The organism is Peribacillus sp. NPDC096447, from assembly GCF_044762725.1.
GTDB lineage: Bacteria > Bacillota > Bacilli > Bacillales > DSM-1321 > Peribacillus.
Genome location: NZ_JBIWEV010000006.1, coordinates 197,772 through 214,286, shown reverse-complemented (window position 1 = coordinate 214,286; position 16,515 = coordinate 197,772). Strand labels below are relative to the sequence as shown.

Here is a 16,515-nt window from a genome sequence, read left to right as displayed (position 1 = left end):
CAATAATTAACAAGTAGAGATATCCAAAGAAATAAAGGAGAATGACTTTGAATTTTCAGAATATCACGATTGCCGGCAGCGGCGTTTTAGGAAGTCAGATTGATTTCAAACCGCATTCAAAGGATTTAACGTATCAGTATATGACATCAATGATAAAGCATTGGAACGTGCAAAAGATAGGATCACTAATTTGAAGCCATACTATAAAGAAGACATAGGCGCTGCGGAGGAAGATCTTAATACTGCTTATGCCCGCATTTCTTTCCACAGTGATTTATCTGCGGCCGTTGCCGAAGCTGATCTTGTGATTGAAGCGATTCCGAAAGTGGTTCAAGTCAATACCGATTTTTACACAGAGTTAGGAAAAGTGGCACCTGAAAAAACAATTTTCTCCACGAACTCTTCTACATTATTACCAAGCCAATTTGCCGAAGCAACAGGCCGTCCAAAAAAATTCCTCGCTTTGCACTTCGCTAATCAAATCTGGAAAAACAATACGGCAGAAATCATGAAGCATCCTGAAACGGATAGTGAAGTGATTGATTTTGCAAGAGCGATTGGAATGGTTCCTCTGCCTTTACATAAAGAGCAGCCAGGCTATATCCTGAATTCCCTATTGGTTCCTCTTTTGGATGCTGCCCAAATGCTCTTATTAAAAGGAGTGGCTGATACGGAAACCATCGATAAAACGTGGATGGTCGCAACAGGGACACCTCTTGGTCCTTTCTATATTGGACGTGGTAGGAAGCAATACCGCTTATAATTGAAAACAGAGTATATCGATAAAGGGAAAAATCGGAAGAGAAGCAGGAGAAGGCTTCTATAAATATCCCAACCCGAATTTCAAAGCCAGACTTTTTAAAAGGTTAATGATTCAGAAGGTGCCTTGAGGGTCCCTTCTGTTTTTTTACTATTTCGCACTTTCTATCCCTTCAATAACATCATAAAAAAAAGACCATGAAATTGTGAAAAGTATTTTTCACGATTTCATGGTCTTTTTCATAATAGGCATGATACAGTGTTATCCCCTATATCTCAAAGTTAACCCTTTTAAGAAATTCCTTGCGTATCGATCTCCGCACTCTTTATAATTCCTATGACCCACTTTTCTTAGTATAGCGCTTAATTCCCCTTTGGTTATCATGACTCCTGCTTCTTCCAAAATATCAATCATATCCTCACTGGTTAATGATAATGCTATTTTCAATTTCTTCAGAAGGATATTATTCACACTTTCCTTATTCTTTACAGCCGGTGCCTGACTTTGAGGCTGACCAGGTTTTGGCTCTTGTCTCCCTCTTTTAAAAATGATCAAACCATTTAAAAAGGACTCTAACATCATGTTATTGCAGGTTATCCCATCTTCCTCTTCATCCATATCATCATATTCTTCATAATCATCATAATAATCATCTTTTGGTTTTGTGAGCATCTGCATGACTTCTTCCATTGTCACTTCGATCTCCCCGAGTTTAAATATCTCTACCATATCTTTATTTTTAATATCAAGCGCATATCTTAATCGAATTAATATATCATGATTATGCATCCAAAAACCTCCTATGTATTTTCTCTATTCACAGTACTTTCATTATTTCACAAATGGATGGAAATAAACGCAGGTTAAAATCCGAGAACCTTTTACAGATTCCCGGATCACTCTGCTTATTGCTCCCATCAACATTCTTTTCCAAAGTTATCAAGCAATGCACGTACTTCATCTGTTGATTTCGTGTTCATCAATTGATTTCTTAATTCACCAGCTCCACGGAATCCTTTGACATAAATTTTGAAAAAGCGATGAAGCCCTGTGATTGAACGTGGCACTTCTTCCGCGTATTGATCTTGAAGATCAAGCTGCAGTCTTAAAAGATCAAGGTATTCTTTACTGCTATGCTCTTTTGGCTCTTTTTCAAAAGCAAAAGGATTTTTAAAAATGCCTCGCCCGATCATAACGCCATCAATACCATATTGTTCAGCAAGCTGCATCCCAGTTTGACGATCAGGAATGTCTCCATTGATTGTTAGTAGCGTATTTGGTGCGATACGGTCACGTAATTTTTTGATTTCCGGAATTAGCTCCCAATGGGCATCTACTTGGCTCATTTCCTTTCTTGTACGCAAATGAATGGAAAGGTTCGCAATATCCTGTTTTAAAATATGCGTCAGCCACTCCTCCCACTCATTTACATCATTATAGCCAAGTCGTGTTTTCACGCTGACAGGCAGTCCGCCCGCTTTTGCTGCTTGAATAAGTTCTGCTGCAACGTCTGGACGCAGAATAAGGCCACTACCTTTCCCTCTCGATGCCACATTCGGTACAGGGCAGCCCATATTAATATCGATGCCTTTAAATCCTAGCTCTGCCATGCCAATACTCATTTGACGGAAATATTCGGGATTATCCCCCCAAATATGTGCCACCATTGGCTGTTCATCTTCTGTAAAAGTCAAACGGCCACGCACACTTTTCATGCCCTCTGGATGACAATAGCTATCCGAGTTTGTAAACTCTGTGAAAAATACATCCGGTCGACCAGCTTCACTTACTACGTGACGAAAAACAACATCTGTCACATCTTCCATTGGTGCAAGTACAAAAAATGGTCGTGGTAAATCACGCCAAAAATTATCTATCATTTTAAACTCAAATCCTCTCACTATGGATACAACTTCAAACTCTCGGCAAAAAATATAAAAGCCAAATGTTCCACTTCTTTTACACTTATATCATGCTTAATAACTCATTATCAAACACAAGTACATTTTGGACATTTATAATTTATGAAAAACTATTGTGAAAATCGGCAATGTTTATTTTAACCGAAAATCGGTCCTGAATGGAATTGACGGCGGACTTGCACCCAAAACGCATTTATAGCTCAAACCCACCAGAATTACATTATGAAGAAGAATAAAAAATAGGAGAACATGTTTTAATAGAAACATGTTCTCAGAAAATCAGTATTTTATTCCCTTATAATCAATACGTGATTCCAATATATTTATCCATTTACATCATGCCAACCGCAGGGTGAAAGTGTGTCATATATGGTGAAATTCATATCCAATACACCTTCATTAACCCTTTACAAGTAGTGTAAAAACTCTATACAAAGGTAACCTAGCGATTCGTTAGTTGCCTTCTTTTAAAATGAGTTGCGAGACACACTCTACATGGCTCGTCTGCGGGAACATGTCCACAGGCTGTATGGCCTCAACGCGATAAGACGTGCCCAGTTCTTGTAAGTCCTTCGCTAATGTGGAAGGGTTGCATGATACATACACTATGGTTTTCGGTTTTACTTTCAAGATTGTCTGCAGTAATGATTGGTCACAGCCTGATCTTGGCGGGTCGACGACAAGTACGTCCGGTTTCCAGCCTTCTTTGGTCCAGCGTGGAAGGATATTCTCGGCCTTGCCTGTTTCATAGTATACATTGTCGCGTTTATGTTTTTTGGCATTTTTCTTGGCGTCCTCGATGGATTCTTTAATGACGTCCATTCCTCTGACTTCCTTGGCATTTTCAGACAGCCATAGCCCAATGGTTCCTACACCGCAATAAGCGTCAACCACTTTTTCCGTGCCGGTTAAGGCTGCCGCTTTTTTCACTTCATCATATAAGCGAACAGTTTGAACGGGATTAAGCTGGAAGAATGTACGGGCTGAAAGTTCGTATGATAGGTCACCCAATGTTTCGTTGATGACTTTTTCTCCTGCCAGGTGAATCGTTTTTTCGCCAAAGATCAGTGATGTGTTCCGGTTGTTGATGTTTTGAACGACCGATTTCACTTCTGGCAATTGGTCCCGAATTTGTTTTAGCAACTGATCTTTTTGTGGAATTTCCTCCGCACCTGTAACAAGGACAACCTGCACTTCACCTGTTTCAAAGCCTACCCGTGTAATGACCGTACGAATAACACCTTTTCTTTTTCTTTCGTTATATATCGAGATGTTCAGGTTCTTTAGTATCTTTTTCACTGTACGTGTTACCTTATTCGTTGCCTTATGCTGTACAAGGCAATTCGGGATATCGATCAGATTATGGGAATTCAAGCCGTAAAGGCCAGCAATCAATTTACCATCTTTTTGGCCGACTTGGTACTGACTTTTATTGCGGTAATTCCAAGGATCTTCCATACCAATCGTTTCTTTTACATTTAATGAAGAAACTGGGAATTTCAAATGGCGTTCCATCGCTTGAATGACGATATCGCGCTTTTCGATAAGCTGTTGGTCATAGCTTAAATGCTGTAACTGACATCCGCCGCATTCAGCGTAAACCGGACATGGCGCTGCAATGCGATGCGGTGATTCTTTACGGATGGTTTTTATTTTCGCCTCGGTGAAGTTTGGCTGTACCTTTGTGACCAAAGCTACAATTTCTTCACCAGGCAATGCTCCTGGGACGAAGACGACTTTCTTTTTGAAATAACCGACTCCCTCTCCATTAATGCCAAGCCGTTTAATCGTAAGGGGAAGGGTTTGGTTCACTTCCAGTTTTGTATCTTGAATGTTTGTCATTTCTTTTCACTCCGTTTTTCAATGCTTCTCCACAAATAGAGGGAAGCGTAGCTTAGATATGGAGCCCATTTCTCACTATAGGTCTCCATTTCTTCTTGGGTTGGCTTTTGCGGTAAGCCATATAATAGTTTCAAGGCATTTTGAATGCCAATATCGGCTTTAGGAAATAGGTTCGGCCGGCCAAGTCCAAAAAGCAGGAAGTTTTCAGCCGTCCATCTACCGATACCGCGTATTTTTATTAGTGTATCCATAACATCTTGATCGGATAGCCTTTCCATTATATCAAGGTTGAGATGGCCCTGAATGATCTGCTCGGAAAGTCCGATGACGTATTCCGCTTTCCGGCCGCTGAATTGAATGGCTCTCAATTGCTCGATTTTAAGTTGGGCGGTTGTTTCCGGCGTCGGATAAAACCAGGCACCTTCCATCTGGTAGCCGAAGGTTTTAACGAATCGTTCCGTAAGCGTATGGGCAAAGGATAAGTTCAATTGCTGATGTATGATGCATTTGACGAGGCAACTGTAGTAATCGAAGTCCAAGACTATGGCAGTACCGCGATGCTCTTCGAAGATTTCCCGCAAATCGGATTCCCTGAAATGCAGGGAAACGCCTTCTAATGGCTGATGCCAATGAAAAACCTTTTTTAACCGTTCGATTGCTTTTGACTTGTATACCTCTGAATGACCTTTGATGATAAAAGATGGTTCTTCGATATTTCCTATTGCCTGAACCTGCAAAACGATTGGTTCTTTTTCTATATATAGCGGAACTTTTACCGTCCTGTTAGTAAAATCAACTACCTGAAGTGGGTCTAACGATAATCGTTCGAGAACTAGATCGAAATTATAGGGTCCTTGAACCTGTAATTTTTCTGTCCACACAAGCGATCCATCCTTTAGCAGTTTTCCACGTATTATAGCATGTTTCCTGAAATATTACTTGAAATTGAGGAGAATGGATAAAAGCGGGACCTGAATAATCTCTACAGGACCCGCTTCTCACTTTAATAAAGCATTCGGTTAGGCAACTGCTTCTCAATCATTAAATCATCAAGGCTACCGAAAGCGTACCCCTGTTTTTCAAGATCCGTCAGAATCGAGTCCAATGCTTCCGCATTATCCTTCGATACGGTATGCAGTAATAAAATCGCACCGGGATGAATCTGCTTAAGCACTTCATCGTGTGCGAACGCGGCACCCTTTTGTTGATCAACAATCCAGTCTCTATATGCCAGTGACCAGAAGATGTGGTAATACCCTTCTTTTTTTGCGATCCTCATTGTTCTTTCATTAAATACCCCGCGAGGCGGCCTTAAGTAGTTCATTTCCTTTTGCCCCGTTAATTTTTCCGTTGCTTCTTTTACCCGCTCAAGCTCCGTGCGAATCACATCGTCCGTCACGCTGGTCATATCCGGATGGTTCCATGAATGGTTTCCTACGATATGCCCCTCATTAGCCATACGGACAACAAGCTCAGGTGCCGTTTTTAAATAATGACCCGTGACAAAAAAAGCACCAGGGGCACCATGTTTCTTCAGGACATCTAAAATTTGGGCAGTATAGCCATTTTCATAACCGTTATCAAATGTTAAATAAACGACTTTTTTCTTTGTATCCCCCTTATAAATCGCTTCATATTCAGGCAGCATTTCATTGAATTTTTTACCGGCATCGGCAGGTGTACCATTTTTTCCTTTATTGAAACCCCAGTTATAGGATTCTGCAAAAGCCGGGCTTGCCAAAGAGCATATCAAGCAAATAAAAGCGGATAAAATCACCATTTTTTTCATTGGAATATCCCCCATGTTCTTTTTTCTTATTGTTTGGAACATGGAGATTTATATGCATGATAATGTGAAGGTCGAATTGATTTCGTTGTAGGTCGAAATTTTGCTCCGTGGGTCGAATTACTGCCGACGTTGGTCGAATTTTTCGCTCCGTGGGCCGAATAAATTTCGCTCTGGATCAAATTAACGCCCCGGAGGCCGAATTAGTTAGTTCGTATCTATAATCCAACGCAAAAAAGGGCCTCTCCTCCGAAAAGGATTGGCCCTCCATGTTTTGTTTATCCTTTAAATAACGCTTGTGCCGCCTTCCAAATAATGGCGATAGCGAAAATGAGAACGATTACAATTCCGATTACGTCAAGGAATGTTTCAAGTCCGGAGAAAATCGTGTTTGCCACAGGAAGTTTGATGAAAGCAAAACCGGTTAGCATGGCCATAAAGAATAAGAAGTAGTTATTCTGCATGAAAATCCCCCCTTTCTCTTCTAATGTATGTGCGACCTTTCCAAAAGATTGTACTTTTTTGAGGTAATTTTCGCCTTTTTTTCATATACATTAGCAGGGGGGGAATGAAATGCTGGAATGGGTTATCACCTTAGGCTTTGTTGGTTGTCTTGGTTTAAGTGGTGGAGTGTTTGTTCATTTTGTGAAAAGTGGATTGAATTTAGAGGATGCATCAAGGATTGATCCACTGCCGGAAATAGAAGAGTAAGCTATGCAAAAGACGCTCACCGTTTAGTGAGCGTCTTTTGCCATACATTTATTTAAATACTGGTTCTTTGAATTGTGCCAATTTTTCCAATGAAGATTGCTGAACGTCTTTATGCAGGCTGTTTCCATGTGAATCCATAGTTACTACTGCAGTGAATCCTTCAACATTCAGATGCCACATTGCTTCTGGAATACCAAATTCAGTGAAGTTCACACCTTCGACGGATTTGATGCAGTCTGCATAATATTGAGCAGCCCCGCCGATTGCATTTAGATAAACGCCGCCGTGTTCACTAAGTGCTTCTAGTGTTTTTGGTCCCATTCCGCCTTTACCGATAACTGCACGGATGCCGAATCGTTTCATGATATCGCCTTGGTATGGTTCTTCACGAATACTTGTTGTCGGTCCGGCAGCCTTCACATGCCATTTGCCTTCTTCATCCTTCAGCATAACCGGTCCACAGTGATAGATGATTTGTCCATCCAGGTCGATTGGTGCAGGATTTTCAGATAAGTGCTTGTGGATGGCGTCACGGCCTGTATACATTCTGCCGTTAATATGGACTACGTCACCTACTTTTAATTCACGGATTTGTTCTTCCGTGATTGGGGCTTGAAGGGTGATTTCACGGGAAGCTTCAACGTCCGATTCTGCAGCGGCTGCCACTTCATCTTTCGCTTCTTTTTCTGCTTCCAAAGCAAAGTCGATTTTCTCCCCTTCTTGATATAACCACTCATTGATTTCGCCTGTTTCCGGATTGACTTTAACTCCTAAACGGCGGAACGCCCAGCAGTTGTAAGCAACGGATACGAAAAAGCTTGCCGGAATACGGTGCATGACACCGATTTTACATCCAAGCAGTGTAGTTTCGCCGCCAAAGCCCATCGTGCCGATTCCTAATTCATTAGCTGTCTTCATGATGTAATCTTCAAGTTTACGAAGGTCTTGATTCGGATTCACATCTTCATTACTGCGGAAAAGTTGAGCCTTAGCCAGATCATATCCGGAAGAACGGTCCCCTCCGATACCAACGCCGATGAAGCCGGCACTGCAGCCTTGTCCTTGTGCTTGGTAGACAGAGTGAAGGACACATTTACGGATTCCGTCCAAATCACGGCCCGCTTTTCCCAATCCTTCAAGCTCCATAGGCAGACTGTATTGGATGTTTTTATTTTCACAGCCGCCGCCTTTTAAGATGAGACGAACATCAATATAGTCTTTTTCCCATTGATCGAATTTAATGACAGGAAGACCTTCCCCAAGGTTATCCCCGCTATTTTCACCCGATAAAGAGTCAACTGCGTTTGGACGAAGTTTTCCGCCCTTTGTCGCTAAAATGATCGCATTCCGGATTGCTTTTTTTATTTCAAGTTGGTTCACGCCAACTGGAGTTTTTATTTTGAAAGTCGGCAGACCAGTATCCTGACAAATCGGTGATACATTGTCGTCAGCCATTGTAATATTATTCGTGATGGTGGTCAGGCTCAACGCAGAACGAGTACCTGCATTTTCACGTTGTTTTGCACTTTTGACCGCACGACGAACATCCTTTGGAAGATTCGTTGAAGTTTCAACGATAAGACTGTACATACTTTCTTGGAATTTTTGAATATCCAAATTTCTCTTCCCCCTCTTATTTCCCCTAAATTTAATCATTTCCCTGCTTCTCTATAAATAGCGAATGATACAACACCCGTTTTATTATACATCTAACATAATCTTTCGAAAACAAGTAATTATTTTTCATATGAAAGCAATTTGGAGAGAAATGAGCAAAGCGCCAGAAATAGCCCATGAGTTAAATTTCATCACCAATCATTTCCATCAAAAAAGGATGACGCAGTTTTCCCGTCATCCCTTCATGAATATTAACATTGAAAAAATCATACTATCGAAACAGCTATTAGTCTTCGCGGGTTTTGAATTGTTCCACTTTGCCTTCCAAATCATCTAACATTCCGATTAAACGGTCTATATCTTCCAACTCCGTATTTTCCGGTTCGATATGATCAAGAACTTCCATGAACATCGTGAGGCGTTCTTTTAAGTATGTTAATTGTTCGTTTTTACCTGTAATGGATTTTCCCATGAGGCACTCTCCTTCCGTTCTTCTTTCATCGTAACGAAATCTGCTTGAAAGTGCAATGGCAAGCTATAAATGCAGCTCTCCGCCATTTGACAATTTTTGTCCCCATTGTTCATAATGGGTTAGTGCATTATTACGTAAGGAGTTTTAAATATGTCAATAATCAAGCAAGATCTATTAACACCAATTACACCCAAGTATGACCCTTGGGAAGCATATATGGACGTTGAACAATATGGAAAACTCAGCCTTACCAATGTGGAGTTCACCACAACCACCCTTTGCAATATGCGTTGTGAGCATTGTGCCGTCGGTTACACGCTCCAGCCCAAGGACCCGGATGCACTGCCACTGGAATTACTGATTCAGCGCCTCGATGAGATCCCTTTGCTTCGCTCGCTCAGCATCACTGGCGGGGAGCCGATGCTTTCAAGAAAACAAGTGAAGAATTATGTTTTGCCTCTATTGAAATATGCCCGTAGCCGCGGGGTCCGGACACAAATCAATTCCAATTTGACCCTTGACCTGGAACGGTATGAGGAAATCATTCCTTATTTGGATGTTCTGCACATTTCCCATAACTGGGGAACAATCGATGAATTCATTGATATCGGCTTTGCCATGATGGACCGAAAACCATCTCGGGAACAGCGAAAGAAATTATTTGATAAAATGATCGAAAATTCCCGGGCCCTGACAAAGGCTGGTGTGCTGGTTTCTGCAGAAACGATGCTTAATAAACGGACATTGCCGCATCTTGAGCATATTCACAGACAGATCGTCGATGAAATGGGATGTCAAAGGCATGAAATTCATCCGATGTATCCTAGCGATTTCGCTTCGGCACTTGAAACTTTATCATTGGACAAAATGCGTGAAGCGATTCATCATTTGCTTGATATCCGTGATGAAAATGTTTGGATGCTTTTCGGTACCCTGCCATTTTATCCTTGCAATAACAGTAAAGAGGATATAAAGCTGCTTCAACGCCTTTATGGTTCACATAAAGTGACTGTTCGTAATGACCCTGATGGACGTTCCCGGTTGAACATCAATATTTTCACCGGGGAAGTGATCGTGACCGATTTCGGAGACGCGCCTACATTAGGGAATATCAAAGACCAGCCCTTGACCGAATCCTATGAAACATGGATGAATTCGAAACTGGCCAATGAATTGAATTGCCACTGCCCGGCAGTCAAATGTCTTGGCCCGAATGTTCTCGTCAAAAATGCATACTACCCGAAGGAGGACTTCAGGATCAGGAAGTCAACCATATGAAGAAAAAAACTCGCCAATCCGGCGAGTTTTTTCAATTTACCTGGGTTGCTGCGAGACTGTAAAGCTGAAGGAAACATGGTCCTGAACCGGTATCCATGCACCGATGCCTTGTGAAGTGATGTTCTTTATCGTAATGGTTCTTTTACTTCCTTTTAGGTTCAAATACACTTCCCCATATGTGACCTTCCCTTTTTCATTGACAGCGGAAGCATAACTGGATAAGTAACCTATCCTATTAGAAGCAACATTGTATACTTCATCTTTTTTCGTACCAGCTCCGATGATCGTTTCAAAAGCCAATGGCAAATTCGTTTTCTCAGTGGCTTTTAACAGCATCATCTTTTGAACATCCTCTGCCTTAGGTATTTTCGCTGTGAGACCGCCACTCACTGCCTTCTGACTTTCCTGGACATAACGGATCTTGTATGGAACCTCACCGCCGCGATTATCGTAGTAATTCGTATTGATTTTTTGGTATTCCCAGTTTGGCGCCGTTTCCGAAGACTCATAATTCAATGCCCAATGGCCAAGGTAAATCGTCGCCCTGTAACCAAAAGCAAGCGGAGCTTTTGCAATTGCCGATTCATTCAACATATGGATGAGTTCTGGATTTTCAATCTTGATATCCGACGAATCGATCAATTGTTCGGCCAACTTACTCGGCTGCAGCATCGGAAGATCCTGGGTTGGGTTCGGATACGTATTCTCCTTTGCAATATTCAAAACGGAAGGTGGGATATTCACCAAATTCGGATTTGCTTTGCCTTCTGGAATATCAGCTGCAAAACTTACATTCGCCTGAATGAAGGCAATTAGGGCAATCATCGTAATAAGAATAGTTCTTCTCATGCTGTCGCACTCCTTTTGAGGGGTTCAATCATTTTGTTATAGATTTTGTTTTTAGCCAACATTCTATACATTTCATTCTTATTTCGATTTTGTAATGAATTTGTAAAGTTCAGAATATTTACTTTTTTATTTAAATCGGTTATACTTATTTTACATTATAAAAAGGAGGCGAAATCGTTCATACCTATTAAACATTCAGGAGGTATGCTTATCGAACAATCCATGACACCCTTTTAAGGATGACAGAAAACGAATTCGCCTATACTTAAATCTGATGTAAAAGGATGGTGTGACACTCTAGAATATTTTCTCAACTTTTACAAAAGCATGATGAAAAATTTTGGAATAACTTATGAATGGTAATTTACTAATATAGAAATGACTCTGCTAAATCTAACCTGAGCAGAGTCATTTTTATTTTTCAAATATATAAAAAGAAAGACCTTCCGCATCGGAAGGCCTGTATCCTTATAATAAGTAAAATCCAATTCCCATAATGAAGTAAGCGGCCAATAAGGTAAGGCCTTCAAACCAGTTCGTTTCCCCGTCATTCGAAATCATGATCATCAGAAAGACTGCTGTAACCATTGATATCAGTTCTGGCATTGTGAAAACAAGCGGCATATGAGTTGGATACATTAATGAAATAAGTACGAGTACAGGAGCTACGAACATCGCTACTTGAAGCGTGGAACCAACGGCAATTTCCACTGCGACATCCATTTTGTTTTTATAGGCCATTATGACGGCGGACGCATGCTCTGCCGCGTTACCCACGATTGCAACGATAATGACACCTATGAATAACTCCGACCATCCGAAGGTTTCCCCTACTTCGCTGAACGTATGAACAAGTTTCTCCGATACATACGCAACGGCCAATGTAGCGGCAGCAAGTATTATAATTGCCTTTTTCCTGCTCCACTCCGGTACTTCCTCTTCATGTTCCTCGGGTTTCTCCGTATGCTGATATACCCCTCGGTGAGTAACCAATTTAAAGAATAATGCAGCAAGATATAATAAGATCAAAATAATGGAAATTCCTACACTTAACGACATCGTACGAGATTCACTCATATCTTGTGTGAATACTTCCGGTATGACGAAGGCTACAATAACTGCAAAAATCAATAGACCGGCATTATGCCTCGCATCGAATACATTAAATTTCTGCCGTTTGTATTTAGTCCCTCCCACAAAGAATGAAAGTCCTGCCACCAACAATAAGTTTCCTAATACGGAACCAGTCAAAGAAGCCAACACGACCCCCACAAGCCCCGCCTTTAATGAAAAGATGGATATGATCAATTCCACTGCATTTCCAAAGGTTGCATTCAAGAGACCGCCAATCCTTGGTCCCATAACGATCGCTAAGCTTTCAGTCGCACGGCCCATGAATCCTGCTAGCGCGACGATGGTTAAGCAATATACGATGAACATGATCACACTCGGCCAATGCAATAATGACCCCATGACTGATATAGGGACGCCTAACAGGACAAGCCCCAAAAATATTTTATTCACGATACTTCTCCTCACAATCCTATAGTTCTTTTATGTAACAAAAACTATCATACATAATCTTCCGGCGATGACAAAGGAAATTTTATCATCCTCTCTCTTCTTGTCAATATTTACCCAAATTTCTATTGCTTAATCCTCTTCCTAAGATGTAACATCAAGAAGGTATACATTTCTTAGGAGACATGATTTTTATGAATAATAAATTGCTTTTTAGCGTTTTAATCTTAATAGTCGGCATATCCGGGTTTTCTCAAGGGATGCTTCTGCCGATCATAGCCATCATTTTTGAAAATGACGGAATTAGCTCATCCCTAAACGGGTTTCATGCAGCCTCGCTTTATATTGGAATTCTGTTGATTTCTCCTTTTATGGAAGCCCCGCTCCGTAAATACGGCTATAAGCCATTGATATTATTTGGCGGGATAACGGTCATTCTATCGCTTGCCTTATTTCCTGTTTGGAAATCATTCTGGTTTTGGTTCGTACTGCGTTTCTTCATTGGAATCGGCGATCATACACTTCACTTTGCTACCCAGACATGGATCACTGCCATTTCACCAAAAACGAAGCGCGGAAGGAATCTTGCCATTTATGGACTTTTCTTCAGTCTTGGCTTCATGGTTGGCCCGATGATGACGAAGCTTCTCGAGATTAATCAGTCTTTGCCTTTCATCATCACATCCATACTTAGTCTTCTAGCTTGGTCCACTGTTTTCCTTATTGGAAATGAGCTTCCTGAACAGGATGATTCTGAAAACACATCATTCTTTGGCACAATCAAAAGGTTTACGAAAGTTAGCCGCATAGCTTGGGTCGCTTTTTTACTTCCGTTCACATTCGGCGTGCTTGAAGCATCATTGAATAGCAATTTTCCTGTATTCGCCCTGCGCTCCGGAATCGATTTAACCGCCGTATCCATCATCATTCCGGCATTTTCCGCGGGAACCCTGCTTACCCAGATTCCCTTGGGGATGATAAGTGACCGTTTTGGCCGGCGAAAGACCTTGCTGACGATACTTTTTTCAGGGTTTGCCATATTCACTCTTGCAGGGATTTATTCTTATTCGGTGCTTGGTCTATTCATTTGCTTTATGTTTGGCGGAATGATGGTTGGTTCGACTTTCTCGCTGGGAATCAGTTATATGGCAGACCTTTTGCCTCGAAACCTATTACCTGCTGGAAATTTATTATGCAGTATTTTCTTTAGCCTCGGCAGCATCGGCGGTCCGTTTTTTGGCGGCCTGGTCATTGAACATATACAAGGTGGGAATTTTTTCTACATGATCAGCATCATGCTTTTCCTTGTCTTCATTTCATTGGCCTTATTTAAAGAGAAAATGCCTGCTTCAGTTATGTAGTATAGTTTATTATCTGGACTACTTCTTTTATTATTCAATTTGAAAGGTATTTCTCAATAGCGGCTATATATTTGGTTAGGAAGTACTTTATATTTTTTACTAGATTAGAATCATTCTTCTTTATTTCTGAATAGGATATGTGGTATTATAATAATAACAAAAGGGACATTACGTTTAAAAACCTTTGAAAACATTGCTGTCATCGCAATTACGGTGGCAGCTTTCATATTTTATCCAGAGAAATGACGTTGATTATCTTTCTCAATTATATATCATACAAATGATAATCTATATCATTTACACTAAATAGAAAAGAATGTGGGAGGGAATCTTATGACTACAGATACTAAACATTTAACCCAACCGGCTACATGCCAAACCACTTGGTTGGAAAAAGCAAAACCTCATCTAGAACTTTTTGCTGCATTATTCAGCGGTTTATTAATAGTGTTGGGCTGGGCCCTTTCAAAGAACGGAATGGAGTCCACTTCCATCGTCATATACGTAGCTTCTTTCTTGATTGGCGGATATGCCAAGGCAAAAGAAGGAATAGAAGATACGATTGCCGACCGGGAATTGAATGTTGAGATGCTGATGATTTTTGCTGCCATCGGTTCTGCGATCATCGGATACTGGACGGAAGGTGCCATATTGATTTTCATCTTCGCATTAAGCGGTGCCCTTGAGACATACACGATGAATAAAAGCCATAAAGAAATTTCGGCACTTATGGACTTACAGCCTGAAGAAGCACTGCGCATCACTAACGGATATGAAGAAACCGTATCCGTTTCACAGCTGCATGTCGGAAATCTGATTTTAGTGAAACCAGGTGAGAGAGTTCCTTCAGATGGAAAAATCACGGACGGCCGTACCAATATCGATGAAGCCGCCATCACTGGTGAATCCATACCGGTCAGCAAATCATTGGATGATGAAGTATTTGCCGGAACGGTTAATCTCCGTGGTACGATTACCGTGGAAATCACCAAACCAGCAAGTGAAACATTATTTCAAAAAATAATCACTCTCGTTCAATCCGCACAAAGTGAAAAGTCCCCTTCCCAGCTGTTCATTGAACGGTTTGAAGGGACTTATGTAAAAGTGGTATTGACCGTTGTCGGCTTGATGATGTTCGTACCCCATTTCATATTGGGGTGGAGCTGGACCGAAACATTCTACAGAGCGATGATCCTGCTCGTTGTCGCTTCTCCTTGTGCCCTTGTGGCCTCTATAATGCCAGCTACGCTTTCTGCCATTTCAAATGGTGCTCGTCATGGCATTTTATTTAAAGGCGGCATCCATCTTGAGAATCTAGGTAACCTGCAGGCAATTGCTTTAGATAAAACCGGTACATTGACAAAAGGAAAACCGGAGGTAACGGATGTCATTATCCGCGAAGATTTAAACGAAGATGATTTCTTATTTCATATTGCATCTGTTGAAAATTATTCGAACCACCCTTTGGCAACATCGATCGTACGTTATGCCAAAACGAAATTGCAAAGAGACATCATTAAACCGGATAACATGGAAGATATATCAGGCAATGGAGTTCAAGCATACATCAATGGCGTGCTTTGGAAAGTCGGAAAAGCTGATTTCGTCGGTCGCAGTGAAGCAGAACGATTCCAAAATGGCATTGCACTGACATTGGCTGAACAAGGTAAGACAATCGTTTATGCAAAGGATGATCAAGGGATTGCCGGTATTCTCACTTTGAAAGATGTCGTACGTGAAGAAACCATTACAGCCATCGAAGCTTTGAAAAATGAGGGCATCCACACCGTCATGCTGACAGGCGATGGTGAAAAAACGGCTAAAGCGATTGCGTCGGAGAGCCATATTGATGCATATATTGCCGAATGCCTGCCAGAAACCAAAGTGACTGAAGTGAAAAGGCTGAAAGAACATTTTGGCACTGTAGCAATGGTTGGGGATGGCATCAATGATGCACCTGCACTAGCGACGGCATCTGTGGGAATTGCAATGGGTGAAGGCACAGATGTTGCCTTGGAGACAGCGGATGTTGTTCTGATGAAGAATGACCTGCCGCGCATCGCGGAAGCAGTCAAATTATCCAAGAAGATGAATCGAATCATCAAACAAAACGTCATCTTTTCAATTTCGGTCATCATGATCCTGATAGCATCCAATTTCCTTCAATTCCTTGACCTTCCGTACGGCGTCATTGGACATGAAGGAAGCACAATTCTCGTTATACTGAACAGCTTAAGACTTTTGAGAAACTAAACATGAAAAAGGAGCCCTACAAGGCTCCCTTTTTTTATGATCGTTTCATTTTAGTGATATCCGTTCTTACCATTTGCAGAACCTGATGTTTTATGGTTCGAACCTTTATTTTTTCCTTTTTGCTTTGTGCTGCCATCCTTTTT

General features: G+C 41.2%; 14 protein-coding genes and 1 pseudogene. 5 read left to right on the top strand and 10 right to left on the bottom strand.

What is annotated here, in order from left to right:
- Positions 1-47 precede the first annotated feature (47 nt).
- A pseudogene (locus ACIQZD_RS20730) lies at positions 48-870 on the top strand (3-hydroxyacyl-CoA dehydrogenase).
- Positions 871-1,021: 151 nt separating this feature from the next.
- Here ACIQZD_RS20730 and ACIQZD_RS20725 read toward each other — a convergent pair.
- The 6 genes from ACIQZD_RS20725 to ACIQZD_RS20700 form a co-directional block, all read right to left on the bottom strand.
- A complete protein-coding gene (locus ACIQZD_RS20725) occupies positions 1,022-1,549 on the bottom strand; it encodes a YehS family protein (RefSeq protein WP_402905981.1) in 528 nt (175 codons plus the stop codon).
- A 128-nt stretch (positions 1,550-1,677) separates the two neighbouring features.
- Positions 1,678-2,640, bottom strand: a complete 963-nt coding sequence (locus ACIQZD_RS20720; RefSeq protein WP_402905979.1) for a tRNA dihydrouridine synthase — start codon at positions 2,638-2,640, stop codon at positions 1,678-1,680.
- A gap of 495 nt (positions 2,641-3,135) precedes the next feature.
- Positions 3,136-4,524 (bottom strand): 23S rRNA (uracil(1939)-C(5))-methyltransferase RlmD, encoded by a 1,389-nt coding sequence (gene rlmD / locus ACIQZD_RS20715; RefSeq protein ID WP_402905977.1) that lies wholly within the window; start codon positions 4,522-4,524, stop codon positions 3,136-3,138.
- Positions 4,521-5,405: a DNA-3-methyladenine glycosylase family protein gene (locus tag ACIQZD_RS20710; protein ID WP_402905975.1), complete on the bottom strand. Its 885-nt coding sequence runs from the start codon at positions 5,403-5,405 to the stop codon at positions 4,521-4,523. Before ACIQZD_RS20710 ends, rlmD begins: the two co-directional genes overlap by 4 nt.
- A gap of 122 nt (positions 5,406-5,527) precedes the next feature.
- Positions 5,528-6,313 carry a delta-lactam-biosynthetic de-N-acetylase gene (pdaA, locus tag ACIQZD_RS20705; RefSeq protein ID WP_402905973.1) on the bottom strand — a complete coding sequence of 262 codons (786 nt, stop codon included), beginning with the start codon at positions 6,311-6,313 and terminating at the stop codon, positions 5,528-5,530.
- Positions 6,314-6,588: 275 nt separating this feature from the next.
- Complete coding sequence (locus ACIQZD_RS20700) at positions 6,589-6,774, bottom strand: hypothetical protein (RefSeq protein WP_101224872.1); 186 nt, start codon at positions 6,772-6,774, stop codon at positions 6,589-6,591.
- Between the two features lie 109 nt (positions 6,775-6,883).
- Here ACIQZD_RS20700 and ACIQZD_RS20695 point away from each other — a divergent pair, with 109 nt between their 5' ends.
- Complete coding sequence (locus ACIQZD_RS20695) at positions 6,884-7,021, top strand: hypothetical protein (RefSeq protein WP_170971547.1); 138 nt, start codon at positions 6,884-6,886, stop codon at positions 7,019-7,021.
- 48 nt (positions 7,022-7,069) lie between these two features.
- On the opposite strand, the gene ACIQZD_RS20690 is transcribed toward ACIQZD_RS20695, so the two are convergent.
- Positions 7,070-8,638, bottom strand: coding sequence for a fumarate hydratase (locus ACIQZD_RS20690; RefSeq protein ID WP_402905970.1), 1,569 nt, complete (start codon positions 8,636-8,638; stop codon positions 7,070-7,072).
- A gap of 286 nt (positions 8,639-8,924) precedes the next feature.
- Entirely contained in the window at positions 8,925-9,110 is a 186-nt protein-coding gene (locus tag ACIQZD_RS20685) for an SE1561 family protein (protein ID WP_101224874.1), read from the bottom strand.
- Positions 9,111-9,260: 150 nt separating this feature from the next.
- On the opposite strand from ACIQZD_RS20685, the gene yfkAB reads away from it, so the two are divergent.
- A complete protein-coding gene (gene yfkAB / locus ACIQZD_RS20680) occupies positions 9,261-10,388 on the top strand; it encodes a radical SAM/CxCxxxxC motif protein YfkAB (RefSeq protein ID WP_101224875.1) in 1,128 nt (375 codons plus the stop codon).
- 36 nt (positions 10,389-10,424) lie between these two features.
- Here yfkAB and ACIQZD_RS20675 read toward each other — a convergent pair whose 3' ends face one another.
- Complete coding sequence (locus tag ACIQZD_RS20675; protein ID WP_402905967.1) at positions 10,425-11,237, bottom strand: YfkD famly protein; 813 nt, start codon at positions 11,235-11,237, stop codon at positions 10,425-10,427.
- 468 nt (positions 11,238-11,705) lie between these two features.
- The gene (cax, locus tag ACIQZD_RS20670; RefSeq protein ID WP_402906254.1) at positions 11,706-12,764 is read right to left on the bottom strand and encodes a calcium/proton exchanger; all 1,059 of its coding nucleotides are present in this window, start codon (positions 12,762-12,764) and stop codon (positions 11,706-11,708) included.
- Between the two features lie 188 nt (positions 12,765-12,952).
- Between cax and ACIQZD_RS20665 the strand changes: the two genes are divergently transcribed.
- Entirely contained in the window at positions 12,953-14,119 is a 1,167-nt protein-coding gene (locus ACIQZD_RS20665) for an MFS transporter (protein ID WP_402905965.1), read from the top strand.
- A gap of 333 nt (positions 14,120-14,452) precedes the next feature.
- Positions 14,453-16,372: a heavy metal translocating P-type ATPase gene (locus tag ACIQZD_RS20660; RefSeq protein WP_402905963.1), complete on the top strand. Its 1,920-nt coding sequence runs from the start codon at positions 14,453-14,455 to the stop codon at positions 16,370-16,372.
- Positions 16,373-16,515 lie beyond the last annotated feature (143 nt).